This is a genomic window from Bacillus lumedeiriae (assembly GCF_044891285.1).
GTDB lineage: Bacteria > Bacillota > Bacilli > Bacillales > Domibacillaceae > Pseudobacillus > Pseudobacillus lumedeiriae.
The window spans coordinates 102,138-125,238 of sequence record NZ_JAUIYO010000007.1; the positions used below are offsets into that span (position 1 = coordinate 102,138).

The 23,101-nt window shown below is 41.3% G+C and carries 23 protein-coding genes and 1 rRNA gene; 16 read left to right on the forward strand and 8 right to left on the reverse strand.

Annotated elements, in window-relative coordinates:
• Positions 1-80: 80 nt before the first annotated feature.
• The 3 genes from QYG89_RS10935 to QYG89_RS10945 form a co-directional block, all read right to left on the reverse strand.
• Positions 81-1,358, reverse strand: a complete 1,278-nt coding sequence (locus QYG89_RS10935) for a cation:dicarboxylate symporter family transporter (protein WP_404317160.1) — start codon at positions 1,356-1,358, stop codon at positions 81-83.
• A 251-nt stretch (positions 1,359-1,609) separates the two neighbouring features.
• Positions 1,610-2,497 (reverse strand): response regulator, encoded by an 888-nt coding sequence (locus tag QYG89_RS10940; RefSeq protein WP_404317162.1) that lies wholly within the window; start codon positions 2,495-2,497, stop codon positions 1,610-1,612.
• A complete protein-coding gene (locus tag QYG89_RS10945; protein WP_404317164.1) occupies positions 2,479-3,780 on the reverse strand; it encodes an ATP-binding protein in 1,302 nt (433 codons plus the stop codon). Before QYG89_RS10945 ends, QYG89_RS10940 begins: the two co-directional genes overlap by 19 nt.
• A 202-nt stretch (positions 3,781-3,982) precedes the next feature.
• On the opposite strand from QYG89_RS10945, the gene QYG89_RS10950 reads away from it, so the two are divergent.
• On the forward strand, positions 3,983-4,969 hold the full coding sequence (locus QYG89_RS10950) for a diaminopimelate dehydrogenase (RefSeq protein WP_404317166.1): 987 nt from the start codon (positions 3,983-3,985) through the stop codon (positions 4,967-4,969).
• A gap of 194 nt (positions 4,970-5,163) precedes the next feature.
• Complete coding sequence (locus tag QYG89_RS10955) at positions 5,164-6,465, forward strand: uracil/xanthine transporter (protein WP_404317168.1); 1,302 nt, start codon at positions 5,164-5,166, stop codon at positions 6,463-6,465.
• Between the two features lie 139 nt (positions 6,466-6,604).
• Here the strand turns inward: QYG89_RS10955 and QYG89_RS10960 are convergent, their stop codons facing one another.
• Positions 6,605-7,510 (reverse strand): TIGR01777 family oxidoreductase, encoded by a 906-nt coding sequence (locus QYG89_RS10960; RefSeq protein ID WP_404317170.1) that lies wholly within the window; start codon positions 7,508-7,510, stop codon positions 6,605-6,607.
• Between the two features lie 114 nt (positions 7,511-7,624).
• Here QYG89_RS10960 and recX point away from each other — a divergent pair, with 114 nt between their 5' ends.
• The 3 genes from recX (at position 7,625) to QYG89_RS10975 (ending at position 9,131) form a co-directional block, all read left to right on the forward strand.
• Complete coding sequence (gene recX, locus QYG89_RS10965) at positions 7,625-8,425, forward strand: recombination regulator RecX (protein WP_404317173.1); 801 nt, start codon at positions 7,625-7,627, stop codon at positions 8,423-8,425.
• 85 nt (positions 8,426-8,510) lie between these two features.
• Positions 8,511-8,828: a YfhH family protein gene (locus QYG89_RS10970; RefSeq protein ID WP_404317174.1), complete on the forward strand. Its 318-nt coding sequence runs from the start codon at positions 8,511-8,513 to the stop codon at positions 8,826-8,828.
• A 33-nt stretch (positions 8,829-8,861) separates the two neighbouring features.
• A complete protein-coding gene (locus QYG89_RS10975) occupies positions 8,862-9,131 on the forward strand; it encodes a YfhJ family protein (protein WP_404317176.1) in 270 nt (89 codons plus the stop codon).
• Positions 9,132-9,202: 71 nt separating this feature from the next.
• Here the strand turns inward: QYG89_RS10975 and QYG89_RS10980 are convergent, their stop codons facing one another.
• The gene (locus tag QYG89_RS10980) at positions 9,203-10,189 is read right to left on the reverse strand and encodes a metal-dependent hydrolase (RefSeq protein WP_404317178.1); all 987 of its coding nucleotides are present in this window, start codon (positions 10,187-10,189) and stop codon (positions 9,203-9,205) included.
• Positions 10,190-10,390: 201 nt separating this feature from the next.
• Between QYG89_RS10980 and mutY the strand changes: the two genes are divergently transcribed.
• The 5 genes from mutY (at position 10,391) to QYG89_RS11005 (ending at position 15,577) form a co-directional block, all read left to right on the forward strand.
• Entirely contained in the window at positions 10,391-11,485 is a 1,095-nt protein-coding gene (gene mutY / locus QYG89_RS10985) for an A/G-specific adenine glycosylase (protein ID WP_404317180.1), read from the forward strand.
• 75 nt (positions 11,486-11,560) lie between these two features.
• Positions 11,561-12,310, forward strand: coding sequence for an enoyl-[acyl-carrier-protein] reductase FabL (fabL, locus tag QYG89_RS10990; RefSeq protein WP_404317181.1), 750 nt, complete (start codon positions 11,561-11,563; stop codon positions 12,308-12,310).
• A 226-nt stretch (positions 12,311-12,536) separates the two neighbouring features.
• A complete protein-coding gene (locus QYG89_RS10995; protein WP_404317183.1) occupies positions 12,537-12,743 on the forward strand; it encodes a gamma-type small acid-soluble spore protein in 207 nt (68 codons plus the stop codon).
• A 393-nt stretch (positions 12,744-13,136) separates the two neighbouring features.
• Entirely contained in the window at positions 13,137-13,667 is a 531-nt protein-coding gene (gene ntdP / locus QYG89_RS11000) for a nucleoside tri-diphosphate phosphatase (protein ID WP_404317185.1), read from the forward strand.
• Between the two features lie 161 nt (positions 13,668-13,828).
• Positions 13,829-15,577, forward strand: a complete 1,749-nt coding sequence (locus tag QYG89_RS11005) for an ABC transporter ATP-binding protein (RefSeq protein WP_404317187.1) — start codon at positions 13,829-13,831, stop codon at positions 15,575-15,577.
• Positions 15,578-15,869: 292 nt separating this feature from the next.
• Here QYG89_RS11005 and QYG89_RS11010 read toward each other — a convergent pair whose 3' ends face one another.
• A complete protein-coding gene (locus QYG89_RS11010) occupies positions 15,870-16,958 on the reverse strand; it encodes an FUSC family protein (protein ID WP_404317189.1) in 1,089 nt (362 codons plus the stop codon).
• A 44-nt stretch (positions 16,959-17,002) separates the two neighbouring features.
• Entirely contained in the window at positions 17,003-18,292 is a 1,290-nt protein-coding gene (locus tag QYG89_RS11015) for a glutamate-1-semialdehyde 2,1-aminomutase (RefSeq protein ID WP_404317191.1), read from the reverse strand.
• Between the two features lie 139 nt (positions 18,293-18,431).
• On the opposite strand from QYG89_RS11015, the gene QYG89_RS11020 reads away from it, so the two are divergent.
• From QYG89_RS11020 to perR, 4 genes are all read left to right on the forward strand, one after another.
• Entirely contained in the window at positions 18,432-18,833 is a 402-nt protein-coding gene (locus QYG89_RS11020) for a potassium channel family protein (protein ID WP_404317193.1), read from the forward strand.
• A 113-nt stretch (positions 18,834-18,946) separates the two neighbouring features.
• Positions 18,947-19,417 carry a thioredoxin-dependent thiol peroxidase gene (bcp, locus tag QYG89_RS11025; RefSeq protein WP_404317195.1) on the forward strand — a complete coding sequence of 157 codons (471 nt, stop codon included), beginning with the start codon at positions 18,947-18,949 and terminating at the stop codon, positions 19,415-19,417.
• A gap of 24 nt (positions 19,418-19,441) precedes the next feature.
• Complete coding sequence (locus tag QYG89_RS11030; RefSeq protein WP_404317197.1) at positions 19,442-20,389, forward strand: D-2-hydroxyacid dehydrogenase; 948 nt, start codon at positions 19,442-19,444, stop codon at positions 20,387-20,389.
• Between the two features lie 143 nt (positions 20,390-20,532).
• On the forward strand, positions 20,533-20,979 hold the full coding sequence (gene perR / locus QYG89_RS11035; protein ID WP_404317199.1) for a peroxide-responsive transcriptional repressor PerR: 447 nt from the start codon (positions 20,533-20,535) through the stop codon (positions 20,977-20,979).
• Positions 20,980-21,013: 34 nt separating this feature from the next.
• On the opposite strand, the gene QYG89_RS11040 is transcribed toward perR, so the two are convergent.
• Positions 21,014-21,364, reverse strand: coding sequence for a YgzB family protein (locus QYG89_RS11040; protein ID WP_404317201.1), 351 nt, complete (start codon positions 21,362-21,364; stop codon positions 21,014-21,016).
• A 287-nt stretch (positions 21,365-21,651) separates the two neighbouring features.
• Here QYG89_RS11040 and QYG89_RS11045 point away from each other — a divergent pair, with 287 nt between their 5' ends.
• Positions 21,652-22,521 carry a nucleotidyltransferase-like protein gene (locus QYG89_RS11045; protein WP_404317203.1) on the forward strand — a complete coding sequence of 290 codons (870 nt, stop codon included), beginning with the start codon at positions 21,652-21,654 and terminating at the stop codon, positions 22,519-22,521.
• A 253-nt stretch (positions 22,522-22,774) separates the two neighbouring features.
• Positions 22,775-23,101: ribosomal RNA gene (locus tag QYG89_RS11050) — 16S ribosomal RNA — on the forward strand; the annotation flags it as partial.

Consider the following 23,101-nt stretch of genomic DNA (forward strand, 5'->3'; position numbering starts at 1 on the left):
AGATTTATGTCATGCGGAAGAAAAAAGGGACAGACTTCATAGCCCGATGGCTGAGAGGTCTGTCCCTTTTAAATATAAAATTAAGCTGCTTTTTCTTTTTTAATAGAAAGGAGGTATTTTTGTCCTTTTAAGGAGTCGAAGCGGCCTTCCCATTTAGACATAACAACAGCTGCTAAAGAGTTACCCATTACATTTACTACAGTACGTCCCATATCTAGAATACGGTCGATTCCAGCGATGAAGGCGAGTCCTTCTAGTGGAATGCCTACAGATCCTAACGTTGCTAGTAGAACGACGAAGGATACTCCCGGCACACCAGCAATTCCTTTAGATGTAACCATTAATACTAACATTAATGTAATTTGTTGTGTAATACTTAAATCGATTCCATACATTTGGGCGATAAAGATTGCCGCAAGTGCTTGATAAAGAGTAGATCCATCCAAATTAAATGAATAACCGGTAGGAATAACAAAGGAAACGACGTCTTTTGGACAACCGTATTTCTCCATTTTCTCCATTATTTTTGGAAGTACAGTTTCTGAGCTTGAAGTAGAGAAAGCTAAGATGAGTTCGTCTTTTAAGATTTTGACAAGATGAATGACGCTTGTCCCGCACATCTTTGCAATAATACCAAGCACGACAACAACAAAAAAGAGCATGGTAGCGTATACACAAATGAGTAATTTACCGAGTGGAATTAATGACTCGACACCAAATTTTGAAACAGTAACACCAATTAATGCAAATACACCAAATGGAGCAAACTTCATAATTTGATTTGTTACCCAAAACATAGCGTCCGCTGTACCCTGAAAGAAGGCAAGGACCGGTTTTCCTTTTTCACCGATTGCGGCAATACCTAAACCGAACATCACAGCAAAGAAAATGACAGCAAGCATGTCGCCATTCGCTAATGCTTGGATGACATTACTTGGTACGATATTGACAAATGTATCAGCAAAACTGTGGCTCGTTACTTCATTTGTTGTTTCAACATATTGTTGAATATCGCCTTTAGCTAATTTGGACATATCGATGCCTTCTCCAGGCTTGATGATGTTCGCTGCGAGCAAACCGACGACAATGGCAATCGTTGTGACGACTTCAAAATAAAGAATCGTTTTTCCGCCAAGTTTCCCTAGCTTTTTCATATCTCCAGTTCCAGCAACACCAAGAATGAGTGTAGAAATAACGATTGGTACAACAATCATTTTAATTAAACGAATAAAAATATCTCCAATGGGCTGCAAATAAGTTGCAACTGCAGGGTTTCCATAAAAAATTGCGCCTACGGCAATACCTAAGGCTAATCCGACAAGAATTTGGTAAGCTAACCCAAATTTAAACTTTTTCATATAGTCACCTCTCCTTACATACTGAAAACGCTTACTGAATCTATACATCATTATAGGGAGGTGTTATTGAATCCGATAAAATCCGACAAACTTTTTAATAAATTTTTATTTTTTAGGCTATGTGAATGCCCCTTGTTGATTGAAATGGAAATCAACAAGAGAGTTTTATTTTATAAAGGAGCAACAAGCCCCCATCTCTGAATTGGCGCAATGGGGGCTTGTTCTATAAATAAAGTTTCATGACTAACCATTCAGCGGCCGAGCTTTTCAATGGTTTCAATATACAAAGCTTGCAGGAACTTTTTTATATTAATTTTTACTTTCATCGTTTCATTACTGCCTTCATCAATTTCTTTCATCCGTAGTCGAACTTCCTGAAGATCAAAAAAGCGAGGGGCGTAATATTCAAATTTAGGATTCGTATAATCGATGGAACCTAGTGAAGCTAAGTTATTAAGGGCGGCTATAATAGCTCGGCGGATTCGCTGCTCAATGGATTTGCTTTCTTTCTTTATATCGGACTCGCTTGTTTTATTTATCCGGGCCGCCGCTTCGTATAAATCTTTTAATGGAGGCAGCAGTGCGTCGTCCTCTCTTTGGTGAATGACAAACTCCATCATGAAAATAATATCTCGGCTTCCTGTTTCTCCGGTAATCCCAAGATCATTTAAGATAGATAGAATGACTTCCTTTACACTGCGCTGTTTTTGAGGGGAAATGGGCACTTCAATGTGGGCCAACGACTCTCGGATTGCCATTAATGAATGTTTGAGACGGAATTGTTCGATCGTTTTCTTTAAAATGCTTTGCACTTCTACACGGTTAATTGGTTTGTGGATAAAAAATTCAATGCCTTTATCGTAGGCTTCTCCGACCATTTCTTTATTAACTATTTGAGAAATCATAATGAACTGCCCTTGAAAGCCCTGCAGTTTTAGTTGTTCAATCGTTTCGATCCCATCCAATTGGGGCATTAATAAATCAATTAAGACGACATCGGGCTGAGCAGCAAGGACTAAAGGAAGAGCCTTTTCTCCGCTGTCGGCCTCGCCTATGACGATGCCGAGTTCACCATCCGTAATAATGTTCTCCAGCATTCGGCGGCTTGCTGTATCGTCATCTACAATAAAGTAGCGCAATTTTCTGTCACTCCTTTTTTAATATTTGTTGTTGGAATTCGGATGGTGAAACACGTTCCTTCCACTGATGATTCAATCCCGATGCAGCCTTGCAAATGATGAACCACGTCTCGTACGTGGGAAAGTCCGATCCCGGTTGCGGCAACCCCTTGATCATTATATTTAGTCGTATACCCCGGTTCGTAGATGAATGATCGGTCATCTGCGGGGATGCCTTTGCCAGAATCTTTCACAATGAAGGATGTGCATTCTGCTTCCTCGAAAATACTTAAAGTGATGCAGCCTTTTTTCTCAATGGCTTCGATCGCATTAGCTGTGAGATTATTTAATAGCGCCAGCAGAGGAATTTGTTGATTTGTTTCGAAATCAATCGATATGGACGAGTGAAAAGTAATGTTCTTCTTCAAAAGCTCACTGTAATTTTCATTTGCTGCTACGACAAAGGCGAGTACGTCCGAAAGGAAAATCACTTCATTTTTTTTATGTGCAGATATTTTAGAAAGGCCTGAAAGAATCCGTTGTGAATCTTTTTTTACTTCATGTATTTCTTGTGAAATACCTAACGCTTGTGAGCTCAGTTCACGAAGGTTTTCTTTTTTTAATTTCCGATATAAATCGTAGCTGGATGCTGTAATTCGTTCGATATTATCCATTGATTTCTGCAAATAAAGAGATTCTACGTATAATTCTGAACCGACCGTCAGCATCTCTTGCATTTGTTTCTTTTGTTCTGAAATAGTGATTGAACTATACACTCCCACGACAAAATAGCTGCGAAGCAAGGCTACCCCGCACAGTAATATCCACTCTCCAAAGTCAAGGCCTGTGTAGTTTAACAGCCAGCAGCGTAACAGGTATTCCGCGCTGTTCCCGATCACTTCCAGTCCAGCAGCTAAAGCGCCCAAAAGAAGCGGAATTGTTTTATACGTTTCTATTTTGATGAAATGAAATCCTAAAGCGAATAAAAAATAATATAAAAAGGCGGGCGAGTGATCGACTAGGCTCGTCCAAAAAGGGACAGCACCCGTTACCATATCTTCAAACACACGAAAACAAACGACTGAGAGACCGGTGACCCAGCCTGTTCGAATAAAAGAGGATGAGGGCCAAATGAGAATAAGCAGAAAAAAAGTAATACTGCCTAATCCGAAACGAAAAGCCTCCCCGTAAAAGGGGATAACTCTGACTTCACTCGCAATAGCGGTCAATAGGGCTGTAAGGACGAGAGGAACTTTAGAAAATTGATTGGAATTTCCATTTACAAATTTGTTTATTGATAACATCTATTTCTCCTGATTTATATATGTAAGTAAATCTAAATGATTGCTTTCATTATAATAGAATGATGAAGTAAAAGGAACGCTATGGAGATGGAACCATAATTTCTTTGTTCTTCGACAAAGAAAAAAGTTGTGTCGAAAACCATGTTGCGATACTCTTAATTTAAGCTTTTTTAAGCGATATTTCGTCTGAGGAGGAGTACATATGGGAAGCAAAGTTAGAATCGGTATCACGGGTTATGGAAATCTTGGCCGGGGTGTGCAATCAGCCATTAAACAAAACGAAGATATGGAACTAGTCGCAGTATTTTCACGAAGAGATCCAGTGAGCGTAGATGTTGGTGATCCTGCTGTCAAAGTATTGTCGGTAGAAGATGTGGAACAGTATAAAGACGAGATTGATGTCATGATTTTGTGTGGCGGTTCAGCGACGGATCTGCCTGAACAAGGACCAGAATTCGCGAAATTGTTTAATACAATTGATAGTTTTGATACACATGCAAAAATTCCAGAATACTTCGAATCAGTGGATGCGTCTGCAAAAGCATCTGGAAAAGTGAGCATCATCTCAGTTGGCTGGGATCCAGGACTCTTTTCATTAAATCGTCTGTTTGGTGAGGCTGTTTTACCAGAAGGAGCAACGTATACTTTCTGGGGGAAAGGTTTGAGTCAAGGACATTCTGATGCGATCCGCCGTATAAACGGAGTGAAAGCAGGCGTACAATACACAATTCCAAGCGAGGAAGCGATGAATCGTGTAAGAAACGGTGAAAATCCAGAATTAACAACAAGAGAAAAACATCTTCGTGAATGTTATGTCGTCGCTGAAGAAGGGGCCGATAAAGCCGAAATTGAAAAGACGATCAAAACAATGCCAAACTACTTTGCTGATTATGATACAAATGTCACATTTATTACCGAAGAAGAAATGAAAGCGAATCATTCAGCTATGCCGCATGGCGGTTTCGTGATCCGAAGCGGAAAAACAGGTGAAGATACGAATCAAATTATTGAATATTCACTAAACCTTGGCAGTAATCCAGAATTTACGTCAAGTGTGCTTGTCGCTTACGCTCGTGCTGCCCATCGAATGAATAAAGATGGACAAGCAGGTGCTAAAACAGTATTTGACGTAGCACCAGGCCTGCTTTCACCGAAATCAGCTGCACAGCTGCGCGAAGAATTACTATAAGTATAGTCAAACATCCAGGTTCGGGATTCCCTCACCTGGATGTTTTCATTCTTCTCTATTTATTTGGCCTTGTTAAACTTATCCGTTGATTTCCGCTCCAATCAACAAAGCAGCAAAATCAACAAACATCATTAACATCGCCATTTATTTCAAATAATGAGTATGGGATGATGAATAGAGAAGGGAAGGATTGGATGAAAAAGTTAAATGTGTTACCAACTAGTATAGCAGCGATTCAGTGGGTCTTCTTTATTTTTGCTAATACGATCGTTGTCCCTGTTTCTATCGGGGCGGCATTTGATTTGTCTGCAGCAGATATCTCAATGATGCTGCGCAGCTCACTCATACTGACAGGGGCTGCTTGTGTGCTGCAAGGGCTGTGGGGACACCGCTATCCTTTGCTGGAAGGGCATTCGGGATTATCATGGGGTCTGCTTTTGAACTTTAGCGCCTCCGCTTCTGCTCTCGGTATGGATTTACAGACAATCGGCGGAGGCATCGCTACTGGTATACTCGCTTCAGCCATTTGTATGATCGCTGTAGGTGTGTTCGGTCTATCCGCATGGGTGAAAAAGGTGTTTACACCGATGGTTATGAGTGTGTATTTGTTTTTGCTTTCTGCTCAGCTTATATTTATTTTCTTTACAGGCATGCTGAAGATCACACCGGCTGGAACATTAGATGTGCCGGTCAGCCTGCTGTCTATAGGTGTTGTTTTGCTGGTAGTGATCCTGAAAATTAAAGGCAAAGGAGCCATCAGCAACTTTTCCATTTTAATCGGGATTGCAGCGGGCTGGATCGTCTACCGTATGATCTTCCCAGCGGATACACTTTTTTCTGCTGGTGATCACTCATTCTCTTTATTCCCTTTAGGCACACCTAATTTAGAATGGGGAATTGTTTTAGCCACATTTGTTACTGGGATGATCAACATGAGTAATACGATTACTTCCGTTCAGGCGGCGGCGCGATTGTATCGTGAAGAACCAGCGGAAAAAAGTTATAATCGTTCATTTTCTTTGACTGGCTTATATACAGCGGTTGGTTCTGTTTTTGGACTTGTACCTTATGCTCCATTTACCTCCACGATTGGTTTCTTGGAGAGTACACGTATTTTTGATCGGGCTCCTTTCTTAATTGGGGGCGCCTTATTTAGTTTGCTCGGTCTGATCCCAGCGGCGGGCTCCTTTTTGGCAACGATGCCAATCACAATCGGCAATGCTGTTTTATTTGCTGCCTATTTACAATTATTCGGCACCGCTCTGCAGTCCATTCAAGGCATTGTTTTCAATTCTAATACCATCTTTCGTATTGCTCTGCCTATGCTTGCTGGTATTAGCTTAATGACTATCGATCCGAAGATTTTCAGTGAGATGCCGATTTATATTCAGCCATTTCTTTCTAATGGATTTATCATGGGTGTGCTGTTATCCATCGTTTTAGAACGGTCTGTCAAATGGGAACGGTACGATGAATCGGCGCTGTCTGAAAAATAAGCTTCAAGTTCTTTCCACAAGTTACTAACAAGTTGTGGATAACTTTTTCCACATAATCATAGATAAATAGATTTGAAAAAATAAAAGATCAACAAAAATATCCACATTATTCACAGGTTGTGGATATTTTTGTGCACAACTATGAATAGATGTTTTTTAATGCTTGGTTTATATCAGGAAATTGAAAGGAAAACGAATGGGCAATTAATTTTTCGGGAAGCACCCGCTGGCCGTTTAAGATTAATGTACTCATTTCACCAAGAGCCGTTTTAAGCACAATCCCTGGAACAGGAAGCCAATGCGGGCGGTGTAGAATCTCTCCCAGCGTTTTTCCTATTGTATTTAATGTTTCAGGGGAAGGAGCGGTTAAGTTAACAGGTCCGCTGATTTCAGGGTGCTCAATGATAAAGAAAATGGCCCTTGCCACATCTTGGACATGAATCCATGACAGCCATTGACTGCCAGAGCCGATTTTTCCACCTATAAATAGTTTGTAAGGCAAAGCCATTCGAGGAAGAGCTCCTTCTTCCTTTCCTAGAATAACTCCAAGGCGTGCAAAGACTGTTCGAATTCCAAGTGCATTAGCGTGACTGGCTTCTTCTTCCCAAATTTTTACGGTATGAGCAAGAAAGTCGCTGCCTAATTCATTGGACGACTCTGTATAAACAGCTATTTGGGAAACAGGGTAACAGCCAATAGCGCTGGCATTAATAAAGACATCCGGTTTATTTGGAAGCTCACCCATTATTCGAATGAGTTCCTTTGTCGATGAGATTCGGCTGTTAATAATCCGCCGTTTTCTTTCTTCTGTCCATCGGCCGCTATTCAGCGATTCACCTGCCAGGTTAATAAAAACATTGACATCCTTCAGGGCTTCCTCGGGCTTTGAATCATTCGAAAGCCATTCAACAAAGCGAATATTTTTCGTGTTTTTTTTATTTTTTAGGCTGCGCGTCAAGATGATAACCTCCCAGCCATTTTTTAGTAACTGATCTGTTAGTGCTTTTCCGACAAATCCCGTGCCGCCGGCAATAGCTGCTTTCATTTGTTTCCCTCCCCCAATTATTATGGAAATCAAAGTTATATACTTATAATACCATTTGCAGAAGGAATCTAAGCATTTGTATGTGGTACATTTAAGAGTAAAGAGGTGACGCATATGGGAGTCATTACAAAAATCTCTCTGCAGCAAAAGCTGAAGGACCGTTATAACATCTTTATTGATGAGAAATATGCTTTTAGTGTAGATGAGTCGGTGCTTATCCAATTTGAATTAAGAAAAGGGATGGAGTTGACTGATGAAAAGCTGGCCGCTATTTTTCAACAGGATGCTGTTCGCCAAGGGATGAATGCAGCGATTCATTTTTTATCTATTAGAATGAGGTCGGAAAAAGAAGTACGGGATTTTCTTGTTAAGAAAGAAGTGACAAATGAAGCCGCAGAAGAAGTGATCCGTTCCCTATACCGATTAAGCTATTTAGATGATGCGCAGTTTGCTGAGGCATATGCCAACACACAAATGAATACGTCAGATAAAGGTCCGCAGCTGATTGAGCGGGAATTAAAAGAAAAAGGAATAGCGGATGTCTTAATAAAAAAAGTGCTAGCGCCATTTGAGTTTCGTTTTCAGTTAGAAAAATCGGTCAAGCTGGCGGAAAAATACAGGCAAAAATATAGGAATGAATCACTCATCATTCAAAAGCAAAAAATAGAGCAGATGCTCGCCAGGAAAGGCTATAGCTGGAATGTGATTCACGAAGCGCTGGCCGAATCACATCCAAGTGAAAATGAAGAGGAGCAGATAGAAGCGCTTATGTATCAAGTGGAAAAAGCACATCGCCGGTATAGCAAGTTTTCTGATGGGGAATACAGACAGAAAATGAAGCAGGCACTTTATCGAAAGGGTTTTTCGATTGATGATATTGAGCGTGCCCTCGAACGGCTGCAGGAAGAGTCATAATTTCTGTGGCTGCTTTAGGGACAAGTTTTTCACTTTCTTAATTGATACTATTTCACTATACTAAAGAAAAAAGGGTGTGTAATGATTGGAAATAGGGAAGCGTTACAGTGAGATGACAGAGGTTGAATTGAGACAGGAAATCGGAAGGTTAAAAGAGCGGGCGCGTAAAGCCGAACAGCTTGGGGTTGTTAATGAGTTTGCGGTATTAGAAAGAAAAGCATTAATGGCGGAAGCTTATTTAATGAATCCAGCTGATTTTACTCCGGGAGAAAGGTATGAAATCAAAGGCGATCCCGGGGCATATTTTAAAGTTGATTATATGAACGGGGTGTTCGCCTGGGGATATAGAGTCGGCGGTGATGAGAAGGAAGAAGGACTGCCAATTTCCATGCTAAAACTTTAAATTGTTCGATGATACATAGAAAGGACGGATAGAATGGAAGATATGTTTGAACGACTGGCCCATCTTTTATTAAGTAAAAATACAAGCTTGTCTTATGCAAGAGCGCGGACATGGGTCGAGCTTTTATGGGAAGATTTCGAAACAACCTATGCAAAAGCAGGGCATGATTATCAAGGGAAAGAAATGACAGAAAAAGTGGTCCGGCAATGGCTTGAAAACTACGGGAGCCGTCTTCATGAATTTGCAGGCCGCAATCCGAAATATAGCCGCTTACTTGAAGATGACAAGGATATGACTCATTAATAAAGAGGGTCTGATCTCACTCGCAGTCTATCGTGAGTAAGGTCAGACCCTTTGGTTTTCGATATGCTTATCTAATTGGACTCAGGGACAAATGTCAGCTTTTTTCGTAATTTTTCTTCACTGAAAATCCAGCCGGTGTACGAGCCGATCACGTTATAGTCAAGGTCAAGCTGTACGACGGCGACGAAAGGGTAGTATCCGTTGTTGCGATACCGAAGATCAATGAATTTTACTTCAAAGCAGTCATTATATTCGGCTACTTCCCAGCGATATACTGGCGAAAAGTGAAGGAAAGCTGCCAGATTTTCATTCTTTTTCGCTGCTTGGAACAGTTTTGAGTCAGGAACTTTGACTCGTTTGTATTTATCAAGAATCGTGACGGATCGTCTATAACCGCGAGCGACGTAAAAGTGAGCCTGCGATTTCACAGCAATTCTCCATTGATTGAATCGGACTGTCGGAGCAATAATGATTTCTTCCGCGTCTGGAATTAGTTTTTTGACGGAATTTCTAACAGCGCCTTGCATTTGAAAGCGCAGGATGTAGTAACCGATGAGCAGTAAATAAATGATCAGAAAAGTATAGCCAGGATGAGCCCCCATGGCCCATAGAAGCAGCCCGGCGACATGTAGTGAAAAAATAATGGGGTCAAATGTATTAATGACTCCAAGAGCGACCCATTTGGAAGAAAACGGACGAAGCGCTTGAGTCCCGTAAGCGTTAAATATATCTACAAATACGTGGAGGAATACCGCAAACTGCGTCCACAGCCATAGATGAAGCAAATTGCTGCCTGGAAACAATAAATAGATGACCGCTGTAATAAGAAGAGGCCATAAAATGACCGCTGGGATGGAATGAGTCGCTCCCCGATGATTGCGTATATAGACAGCATTGTTTCGAAGTTTTAAAATTGTATCTATATCAGGAGCCTGCGAACCGATCACAACGGCTGTCATAACAGCATATCTCGTTACCGGTTCAGCGGAGACGGCGGGATCAAGAGTCGCCAGCCCTCCCAGAGCAAATCCCATGACAATATGAGTTCCAGTATCCAAAAGTGTCCCTCCTTTTATCAAGTGTGGATGGTGTGGTTTTGGTTCGTTTGAGCAAGGGTCTGGCCCCATCCTCCATGTGTTTTATATAGTGGATGTTCATCCTTCTAATATAAAGTATATAGTGGATGTGGGGTCTGACACTTTTATTTAGTATTACTATTCCCTATATAGATTTAATTTTAACATTTACGGAGGTTGGTTGTGAATTTTTCATCGCTTAATCAAATAGAAAAAGTAAATGCCGCACAATTTCAACGCGATTTGCTTCAGTGGTATGAAGAAGAAAAGAGGGATTTACCATGGAGAAAAGATAAGGATCCTTATAAAATCTGGGTGTCGGAAATTATGCTTCAACAGACGAGAGTCGATACAGTCATTCCATATTTTGAACGCTTTATTGACCAATTTCCGACAGTGAAGGCATTAGCAGAAGCAGAAGAGGAAGATGTGCTAAAGGCATGGGAAGGACTTGGCTATTATTCACGTGTTCGTAATTTACAAGCTGCGGTTCGTGAAGTTCATGAACAATATGGGGGAAGAGTGCCTCATACGAAAGAAGAAATTTCTTCTTTAAAGGGAGTAGGTCCTTATACGAGCGGAGCCATTTTAAGTATTGCCTACGGGGTGCCAGAGCCTGCCGTTGACGGCAATGTGATGAGGGTGATGTCAAGAATTCTTTCCATTTGGGACGATATCGCGAAAGCCTCTTCTAGAAAAGTATTTGAAGAGGCGATCCGGCAGTTGATCTCAGAAGATGATCCTTCCTCATTTAATCAGGCGTTAATGGAATTAGGAGCGTTAATTTGTACTCCAAGTTCCCCTGCTTGTCTGCTTTGTCCGGTGCGGGAGCATTGCTGTGCGTTTCATGAAGGAACGATGAATGAACTGCCGGTGAAAACGAAAAAGAAAACGATGAGGCATCTTCATTTGGCAGCGGCTGTTTTGAAAACAGAGATGGGAGAAGTCGTGATCCAAAAGCGGCCCCCACAAGGATTGCTTGCGAATTTATGGGAATTTCCCAATACTGAACTGAGCGGCATAGGCAGCCCAAAAGTAGAACTGGAACTCTTTTTAAAACGGGAATACGAGATTGAAACGAAGCTGAAAGCAGAGCCGATTGCGAAAATTCAGCACGTTTTTTCCCATTTAACTTGGGATATTGACGTATATGAAGGGAGAGTAACCGATTACTGCTCTGTCAAAGAAAATAGCCGGCTCGTAAAAGCGGAAGAAGTGGAAACGTACGCTTTTTCTGTTTCTCATCAAAAGATTTGGAAGAAAGCGAAAGATGAGTAAGGATTTGGGCGCGTATTGTCCGTATGTTAAGAAGCCGGTACAATTTAAGGATGCAAGAAGAAAGGAGAAAGAGCAATGACACAAAAAGTGGCATTAGTAACGGGCAGCAGCCGTGGTGTAGGCAAGCAAATCGCCCTTGAATTAGCGAAGAATGGATACGATATCGTTATCAACTATGCGCGCAGCAAAACAGCTGCACTGGAAACAGCAGAAGAAATTGAAAAGCTAGGACGAAAAGCGCTCGTGATTAAAGCGAATGTCGGTGATGTGACAAAGGTAAAAGCAATGTTTACTGAAATAAAAGAAGTGTTTGGCCGGCTTGATGTGTTAATTAATAATGCTGCTTCCGGCGTGCAGCGGCCAATTATGGAACTAGAAGAAAAACACTGGGATTGGACAATGGATATTAATAGTAAGGCGCTGCTATTTTGTTCTCAGGAAGCGGCTCGGCTCATGGAAGAGACAGGCGGCGGCAGCATCGTCAGCATTAGTTCACTGGGGGCGATCCGCTATTTGAAAAACTATACAGCTGTTGGTGTGTCTAAAGCAGCTGTTGAAGCGATGACTCGGTATTTATCAGTGGAACTCGCTGAGAAGAACATCGTTGTCAACGCTGTTTCGGGAGGAGCGATTGATACAGAGGCACTAAAACATTTTCCTAACCGTGAGGAGATATTGGAAGATGCTAGAGTGAATACACCTGCAGGACGGATTGTTCATATAGAAGACATCGTACATGCAGTGATGTTTTTAATTTCAGAAGGCGCCTACATGATTCGAGGCCAAACAATTATCGTTGACGGCGGCCGTTCACTATTAGTATAAAAATTAGGCTATGTTAATGATGATTGCTGATTAGAGAGGAAGGCGCGAAACTCCTGCGGGAAAAGCGTGGCCACGGTCCCCCCTGAAGATGTGAGAGCAGCGAGGAGGCTTCCGGACCGCTTGCAGCGGAAATCAACAGAGGGGATTTAACATAGACAAAAAAATTAAAAAAGCGGGTTAAAAATTCATCACCTTGGGCAAAGTAATTCTTGTGGAGGTGATAAGAATGAGAAACCAACCAAATCAACCAAATAACAGACAAAGAACACCTGCAGGTACAGACGTAAATGAAGTAAGGCAACAAAATGCCGCTTCTGCTGCGGGACAACCTTTTGGCACGGAATTTGGAGCTGAAACAGATGCTCAGGAAGTAAGAGAGCGCAACGCTCAATCTGAAGCTCGTAAAAACAGAGCGCCTAGAAATCCGTCGTAAGAGGGTATTTTATAGGTGTTTGGCACCTCCTTTATACGCTTGTATATAGTAAGTGAGCAAGATATACATACTATCATCATGCTGGGGGTGCCCTTATATTTGGACACCAATGACACAAAGAAAGAGACTGTTTCCGATTGCCGCGGCGAACAGTCTCTTTTCTTTGTGTTGTTTTTCCTCTCATTAGAATAACTGCATTTCTTTTCTCTTTTTTGATTATCATACCTCTTTTGTTTTAATTTTGAGTGTAAATCGTTATAATAAGGAAATATAAACGTTTTCAATCAGCCTAGAAATGTTCAAAATAGACTTTGTCTACAATCTAACGTTTTAATTATGCACATGAAGGAAACAGTAAAGGCAAATAGCTTGTAATGAAAGTAGGGGAGAATCATGGCAATTCCCACAGAAGGTGAATCCATCCAAATCCATAGTTATAAACATGATGGACACATTCATCGTGTTTGGGAAGAGACCATAGTCTTGAAAGCAACAGATAACCTTGTCATCGGGGGCAATGACCATACTGTTGTCACAGAATCAGATGGGCGGACATGGGTGACGAGGGAGCCGGCTATTTGTTATTTTCATGCTAGGCAGTGGTTTAACGTAATTGGCATGCTAAGAACAGACGGCATCTATTATTATTGCAATATTAGTTCCCCATTCGTATATGATCGCGAAGCGCTTAAATATATTGACTATGATCTCGATGTGAAAGTATTTCCGGACATGTCTTATATTTTGTTGGATGAGGATGAATATGAACAGCACAGTAAAAAAATGAACTATCCGGAAGTAATTGATAAAATTTTAAGGCGTAACGTGGATCATTTAATTCATTTAATCCGTCAGCAGCAAGGCCCATTTTCGCCGAGTTTTATTGATAAATGGTATCGAAAGTATTTGACGTACCGAGGCTGATATCCCGTTAGAAAGAGACGGCGCCTGTTGAACTTTCAACAGGTTTTTTCTTATTTGGCTATGTTAAATTCTCCTGTTGATTTCCGCTCCAATTAACAAAGGGGTGAAATTAACAATGATTATTAACACAGCCTCTTATTTAAGGCAAAGGGGGAAGAGGATTGGGTGTAATTAAGCGCTATATGGAATTTGTTAAGCCATATTGGTGGCAGATTATCGGTACACTTCTTATTGGTATTATCAAGTTTAGTATTCCTTTATTAATTCCTGTATTAATTAAGTATGTTATTGATGATATCGTTGGAAACGGCACGCTGACAACAGCAGGGAAGCAAGAACAGCTCGTCATGATCATTGGCGGTATGCTCGTTGTGTTCGTTGTTTTACGGCCGCCAGTCGAATATTATCGGCAATACTTTGCTCAGTGGACGAGCAGTAAAATTCTTTATGACATTCGGGACCGTTTATTCTCGCATATTCAGAAACTCAGCTTCAAATATTACGCGAATACGCGGGCTGGAGAAGTGATTTCCAGGGTGATTAACGATGTAGAACAGACGAAGAACTTCGTCATTACCGGGTTAATGAACGTCTGGCTTGACGCGGCCACCATCGTTATCGCCGTCATCATCATGATGACAATGGATATGAAATTAACGATCGTTTCGTTGATTGTTTTTCCGTTTTATGGATTGTCTGTTCGTTATTTTTTTGGAAACTTACGCAAGTTGACCCGAGTCCGTTCTCAAGCGCTGGCAGAAGTGCAGGCTTACCTGCACGAGCGGGTGCAAGGTATGTCTGTTATTAAAAGCTTTGCGATTGAAGATTACGAACAGACCCAATTCGAAGCACAAAATAAAAACTTTTTACAAAAAGCAATTGATCATACGAGATGGAACGCTAAAGCGTTTGCTGTCGTGAATACCATTACAGATATTGCTCCGCTTCTCGTCATCGGTTATGCAGGATACCAAGTCATTCATGGACAATTAACAGTTGGAACCATGGCTGCATTTATCGCTTACATTGATCGTTTATACAATCCGCTGCGCCGGCTTGTGAACTCATCGACAACGATGACTCAAGCGATTGCTTCCATGGACCGGGTGTTTGAACTGCTCGACGAAAAGTATGATGTCACTGATAAAGAAGGTGCTCAGCGTGTTCGTGATGTGAAGGGACATATTGTATTTGATCATGTCCGTTTCGCTTATGATGAAAAGGAAGAAGAAGTGCTGCATGACATTCAGCTGGATGTCAAGGCAGGAGAAACGATCGCTCTTGTTGGGATGAGCGGTGGCGGCAAATCCTCGCTTGTCGGCTTAATCCCGCGTTTTTATGATGTAAATGCTGGACGGATATTGCTGGATGGAGTCGATATCCGTGAATATCAAGTCCGTAGTTTAAGAGATCAAATAGGGATGGTACTGCAGGACAATATCCTATTTAGTGAATCAGTCAAAACGAATATTTTACTTGGGAAGCCTGAGGCTACAGAAGAAGAAGTAATTGCGGCTGCCAAAGCAGCTAATGCCCATGAGTTTATTGTCAATTTGCCGCAAGGATATGATACGAAAGTGGGGGAGAGAGGAGTAAAGCTCTCTGGCGGCCAAAAGCAGAGAGTAGCAATTGCTCGTGTATTTTTAAAAAATCCCCCAATCCTTGTATTGGATGAAGCGACTTCAGCTTTAGATTTGGAAAGCGAGCATTTAATTCAAGGTGCAATGGAAGAATTAGCGAAAGACCGGACGACGTTTATCGTCGCACATCGCTTATCGACCATTACTCACGCTGACCGAATTGTTCTAATTGAACACGGCCGAATTGTAGAAAGTGGCACACACGATGAACTCATGCGTAAGCAGGGCGGATATTATCGTCTATTCCAAGTACAGCAGCTAGACAATTAAGAAAAGCGGAGAGCGCCGTTTAGCGGCGACAAGCATAAGACGAGCCGGCAGAAAGGTTGTTCTGCGCCTTTCAGCTGGACTGTCTTATGACCTCGAGCTGCTGGCGCGCGCAGCTAGACAAAAGAAAAGCGGAGAGCGCCGTTTAGCGGAGCCGCGCATATTTCGTCTATTCCCGTTCACAAATTCATAGTACACGCTTATATAATTTCAAAAACACCGTGTAAGTGTTTTTGGAAACCTATCAAAAAAAGCTGCTCAAAAGCTAGTTGTTCACTAGCCTTTGAAGCAGCTTCTATTCATTTTCTTCAAATTCAGGAAGTTTATCTTCGGGATGAAACTTCCTGAAGCTCGTAATCAATTGATCTAAGTGTTCGAGATGTTCTCCGTATTCAAGCACAGAGGAAAGGAGATGAATCAAGTGGATAGAGGTATTTACTTCGTCAGTTGCACCGGATTTGATTTCTGCAGTAAATAACGACATGAATTCTTCCCGATCCACCCAAAGTTCAAATACTTCTTCCATTTCTACCGTTGTTTTTACCTTCCCTATAAAACGAAGCAGCAAATGTTCATGATAACTCATTAACGAATCAAGATAATCAACGAGTGTCTTCTGTAACTCTGATGATAGAAGAGACATGTCATTTTCGAATTGATTCATTCTTCGTAAAATGTCGTAGCTTCGACGGACGGAAAAAATCATTTTACGATATAAGACCATCTTTCGTTTTTTAGAAGTAAGATTTTGTTTCAGTGTGCCGCGGTCTTCCTTATACATTAAGTAAAAGTTGTCAATCGTGATAAGGCGCTCGCGGATTTTACTGATGTCTTTTTTTAGAACATGATAATCTGTTCCGTTTCGCAAGCTTAAGCGAATCCATTTCAATGTATCCTCCGTTACATCATTGATCTGCCCAAACAGCTTCGTTTCATATTTGGGAGGAAGGAAGATAAGGTTGACAATAGATGCGGCAAGTACACCTATCATGACTGTTAAAAAGCGAATAGAAGCAAACTGGATAAAGTGCTCCGTTTGCACTTCCATAATGACCATTAGCGTCACAAGTGCAAGACCAATTGATTTTTCAAGCCGTAAATTCACCATTATGATTAGCGCGATAATGGCTGCGAGTCCGACAATCAATATATGATTTCCGAACAATAACACAAACGAAATGGCAACGACAGCCCCCACAACATTCGCCTGGATATGCTGAATTAAAGTTAAATAGGAACGGTAAATAGTAGGCTGAATGGCGAATACAGCTGCAATGCCTGCAAAGACTGGAGAAGGCAGGTCGAGCAGCGTGGAAACGAATAACGCCAAAACGATGGCAATTCCAGTTTTAAAAATTCGTGCACCCAGCTTCATAAATAACATAATTCCTTTCTCTATGTAAGTGTATTAGGTGAAGATTATATCACTTAACACAATTGAGAAAAAGCAAAATCCACTGCCTGTAAAGTTTTCTCGACATCTTCATCTGTATGCTCCGTTGTTAAAAACCATGCTTCATATTTAGACGGTGCGAGATGGATGCCTTGTGAAAGCATTAATTTAAAGAAGCGGCCAAACATTTCTCCGTCTGTTGCTTCCGCTTGTTCATAGTTCACGACTTTTTCTTTTGTAAAATAAATCGTTAAAGCTCCCTTTAAACGGTTAAGTGTGATCGGTGTGCCATATTTTCTTGCGGATGCTAAAATTCCCTCTTCAAGAATGGAACCGAGACGATCCAGTTCTTCGTATAGGCCTTCTTTTTGCAGTACTTCAAGACAAGCGATTCCGGCGATCATGGATGCTGGATTTCCTGCCATTGTTCCTGCCTGATAAGCAGGACCGAGTGGGGCTACTTCTTCCATGATTTCTTTTCTGCCGCCATAAGCACCGATTGGCAGGCCGCCGCCAATGATTTTTCCCATGGCTGTTAAGTCAGGCGTGATGCCTAGTAAATTTTGTGCGCCTCCATACATGAAACGGAAGCCGGTAATCACTTCGTCAAAGATTAGCAGTGAACCTGCCTCATGTGTTAATCGTTTGACTTCTTCTAAGAACCCTGGTTTCGGTTCTACGATTCCGAAGTTGCCGACGATTGGTTCAATCAGTACAGCAGCGATTTCATCTCCCCATTTTTGCAGAGCGTCTTTCAAAGGCTCTGTTTCGTTAAATGGTACAGTAATGACTTCCTGAGCGATGCTTTTCGGTACACCGGCAGAATCAGGTGTTCCGAGTGTAGATGGGCCGGATCCCGCTGCAACTAGCACTAAATCAGAATGTCCGTGGTAACAGCCGGCAAACTTGATAATTTTGTCACGCCCTGTGTAGGCACGCGCCACACGGATCGTCGTCATGACCGCTTCTGTTCCGCTGTTAACGAAACGAACTTTATCCATACTTGGGATCGCTTCTTTCAGCATAGAAGCGAATGTCACTTCATATGGCGTCGGCGTACCGTATAGTACCCCATTTTCAGCCGCTTTTTTGATGGCTTCTGTAATATGAGGATGAGCATGACCGGTAATGATTGGACCGTATGCAGCGAGGTAATCAATATATTGATTGCCATCCACATCCCAAAAATAAGCTCCTTTTCCTCTTTCCATAGCTACAGGGGAGCCGCCTCCCACTGCTTTATATGACCGGGAAGGACTATTAACACCCCCGACAATATGTTTTAAGGCTTCTTGATGTAAACGCTCAGAATTAATGTGCTGCATATGTAGACCTCCTTATGATAGATACATTTACATTTTAGACTTGCTATGCTGTTTAATCAACGGCAGTTCACCCATCATAAACGGGGAAACGCCTGCGTATAAATAAACAAATATGAACAGCAGCGAAGGAGGCGGAAAAATGACTGCTGTGATCTTTAGTGCTGTAGTGTTTTGTTTAACGATGAGCATGAGGGGAATGTTTATTCCGGGTCACCCTCGGAACCGCTATTTGTCGTTGCATTATTTTTTATATTTTGGCTGTCTTTATTTAACGATGATGCTTGGTTTTGCGCTTATATATATCCTTTTGCAATTTAATGGACAGGCTGTTTGGGTGGGAGATGAACATCACTCTCTCGCTTTTTGGGACAGGTTCTTTACATCGTTGTATTTCAGCGGTATTACGCTTTTTTCTGTTGGTTATGGGGACATTGTACCTGAGGGGGCGGGGCGTTGGGTGGCTCTTGTTGAAGCGTGGATAGGTTATACGATTCCGACTGCTTTTGTCGTACGTACCATGCTGGAGAAGGATTCAGGATAATTATTGATTGCCATATTTTTTTTTATCCGCTAACCTAGTAATAAGATAATTCAGATATCTTAAGTGAATTCTTAATAACATCTTATTAACATGAGTGAAAGGAAGGAAAAAAGATGACTGTAATGATTGGAGAAGTGGCACCTGATTTTAAGTTAACGGCGAACAATGGAGAAAAGGTAGGATTGTCTGACTATAGAGGGAAAAATATTGTTCTTTATTTTTATCCGAAAGATATGACACCTGGCTGCACGACGCAAGCATGTGATTTCCGTGACAAGCATGATGAATTTAGTGATACAAATACGGTTATTTTGGGAGTAAGCATAGATCCGGTTTCCCGTCACGAGACATTTATTGAAAAATATGATTTGCCATTTTTGCTGTTGGCAGATGAAGAGCATGAAGTGTGTGAACTTTACGGAGTCTGGAAGCTGAAGAAGAACTTCGGTAAAGAATATATGGGAATTGAACGCTCTACTTTCGTCATTGATACAGAAGGAAAGCTTATAAAAGAGTGGCGGAAAGTGACGGTAAAAGGACACGTTGAAGAAGCACTGCAATTTATTAAAGAAGAATTAGCATAAAGAAGAAAGAGGAGGTGGAGAAAATTGAAGATTGTTTTTACTTTTCGGCCGCCGCGGGCGCTGCAGGCTCAATTAAAGGAAATCTTTTCAGAGGACAAGTTCGTCTATTATAAATCGGTGGAAGAAGCGGAAGATTTACGAGAGGCTGAAGTGATTGTTACGTTTGGTGAAGATTTGACGACACAGCATATTGAGAATTGCCCGAATCTAAAATGGATCATGGTTGCATCTGCGGGATTGGAAAGAATGCCTGCGGAGATCATTAAAGAGAGAGGGATATTAGTAACGAACGCAAGAGGGATACATAAAATTCCAATGGCTGAATTTACGATGGGCTACATGTTGAATCATGTAAAACGTTTTCCAGAGTTTTTGGATCTTCAGAAGGAAAAAACATGGAATCATCAAATGGCAGTTGGGGAACTGGCTGGTAAGTGTCTGCTCGTACTTGGGAGCGGAGCGATCGGAACGGAAATTGCCCGCCTTGCAAGGGCTTTCCGAATGGAAACTGTTGGAGTAAATCGCAGCGGGCATAAAAATGATCAATTTGACGAGATGCATACAATGGACAAGCTGCTAGAAATTCTCCCTAAAGCAGACTTTGTTGTTTCAATTCTGCCGAGTACGGAAGAAACGAAGTATTTACTCGATAGAGAACACTTCCAAGTAATGAAAGAAACGGCTGCATTTATTAATATTGGGCGTGGGGATTTATTTAAAGAAGAGGTATTAATCGATGCATTGAACAATAACGAAATTTCCCATGCCTACCTTGACGTTTTTATAGAAGAGCCGCTGCTAGAGGATCATCCATTTTGGAATCAGCAGAAATTAACAATCACTCCACATATTTCGAGTGTTACGAGTGAGTATTTGCCGCGCGTACAGCAGATCTTTGTGCACAATATGAACGTGTACAAAAAGGACGGCTCAAATTATGAGAATAAAATAGATATGGACAAGGGATATTAATAAATTAAAAAAGAAAACCTTTGTAGACGAATTGACCTATAAAGGTTTTCTTTTATATTGACAAGGTATAAGCAGAATTAGTAAACTAATTATAAAGATTATAATGTAAGAATACCTTTTAGAAAGAAATGGGGTGCATGGCGATGTCTCATGAACATAATCACCTTCAGGAAGCACTGGATACATTAAAAGGAACAGGAGTCCGCATTACTCCTCAGCGTCATGCGATACTTGAGTTTTTAATTCAATCTATGACTCACCCGACAGCAGATGATATATATAAGGCCCTTGAAGGGAAGTTTCCTAATATGAGTGTGGCAACTGTATACAATAATCTGCGGGTGTTCCGTGAAGTTGGACTTGTCAAAGAGCTTACGTATGGAGATGCATCAAGCCGGTTTGACTTTGTGACAACAGAACATTATCATGTGATTTGCGAAGAGTGCGGAAAGATTGTTGATTTTCATTATCCAGGTTTAGATGAAGTGGAGCAGCTGGCATCGCATGTAACCGGATTTAAAATCAGCCATCACCGCATGGAAGTGTACGGAACGTGTCCAGAGTGTACGACAAGTAAAGAAGTTCATTAAAAAAGAATTGTTCGTAATTACGAACAATTCTTTTTTATTTTTCTTTTTGGTTGTATGATTCATTGAATTCTTTGCCTTCCAAGCTTTGGTCCAATGTAAGGGGGTCTTTACAGTGCATGCACATATCTACCCGGCCAAGCATTTTGGTAGGCTTATTACAATTTGGACAGATTACTTGGACAGCTTTAGTGGACAGCATACCAATCCAAAAGTAGACCACCGTACTAGCAATGATGGAGAGCAGACCAAGCAGCATAAATAGTGTCATTAAAAAGGGAGATTGTCTAAAGAAGATCCCTACATACATAATAATAAAGCCGATAAAAATTAAACTAAGTGCAAATGTGCGTATCCGGTTAATTTTACTTGAATAATTTTTAGCCATTTTCTTTAACCTCCTAACAATAGACTATATCATAAGTAGTAAATAAAATTGCAGTAGAGTATGGCAAATTTAAAAGTTTTAAAGGGATTCTTCCGTTTTTTGTCGAAATAATGAAGGTGGAACATAGACAAATTCTACTTTGGATATCTTTAGGAGGATTGAAAACGATTATCTTTCAAGATGCGAAACCTGTATAGGCAGAGTCATGAGCATCACAAACAGGCGGGCAGCGAAGAAGATGAGCGTTTGTCAACAGCCTGACAAACTTGTGTTTGGAGGAATTATTTATGAGGGACATCCTTCGTCCACTTTATCAAGAACGGACAAGTCAGCAAAATACAATCGGTGTTATTAGTGTGGAAAAAAAAGAAAGTAAAGCTGCTCTTACCGAAGGCTTTGATGTGATTTTACTTGTTTTAGTAAAAGAAGCAGAAACACCGGTTTTCGTAAAGCATTATGTATACGGGGAAGAGAAGGCGGCGCTTTATATAATTACGGAATCACAGATGAAGGAATGGCTTCTGCTTGGGAGTAACAGAAAGTTTATTGAATGGCTTTATTACGGTAAGGTATTATTTGACCGCAATGAGTACGTTCATGAAATGAAGCAGGAGATGAGGGAGTTTCCTTTCTTTGGACGCAAGATCAAGATGACGATAGAGTTTTCTAAGTTAATTAGACGATGGACAGATGGACGGGACTTTTTTAATAATCGTCATTATTTGGACGCCTATAATCACGTCATGCATTCATTGCATCACTTGGCTCGTCTTGCTGTGATCGAAAATGGGTTTTATCCTGAAGTGACAGTATGGCTTCAAGTGAAGCAGATCGAACCGGAGATTTATAAGTTATATGAAGAATTGCTGACGAGCGATGAAGAATTAGAAAAACGGCTGGAGCTTCTTTTTATTGCTATCGACTTTTTGATTCATTCAAGAACAGAAAATGGCGCAGCTCATTTACTTTCTATATTAGAGGAGAAAGAATCATGGACGTTCCAGGAACTTTTAAATCATCAGGAAACTAGTTATTACGCGGTAGATTTAGGAGTGCTTCTAGAATATTTAATTGAAAAGTCTTTTGTAGCAGAGCGGAAAGTGAAGACGAAGGGACAGGGAATTTTCCATAGACAATATCAAGTAATAAATAGATAAAACTTTTTTCGAAAAAAGTATTGACGTTTTTCGAAAGGGTTGGTATATTAGTAAGCGTCGCTGCTGAAAACAAACAACAGCGGCGCATAAGAAATTGAAAAACAGCTTCGAAAAGGTGTTGACATCTGAAGTTGGATGTGTTACATTAATAAAGTCGCTGTTAAGAAGCGGCGGAATTGATCTTTGAAAACTGAACAAAATACATGCCAGTAAGTTAATTCTTATTTAAAACAATTGAGCTATGCAAACAATCTTTTTGGAGAGTTTGATCCTGGCTCAGGACGAACGCTGGCGGCGTGCCTAATACATGCAAGTCGAGCGGACTTGACTGGAGCTTGCTCCAGTTCAAGTTAGCGGCGGACGGGTGAGTAACACGTGGGTAACCTGCCTGTAAGACTGGGATAACTCCGGGAAACCGGGGCTAATACCGGATAACTTCTTTCTCCGCATGGAGAAAGATTGAAAGGCGGCTTCGGCTGCTGCTTACAGATGGACCCGCGGCGCATTAGCTAGTTGGTGAGGTAACGGCTCACCAAGGCGACGATGCGTAGCCGACCTGAGAGGGTGATCGGCCACACTG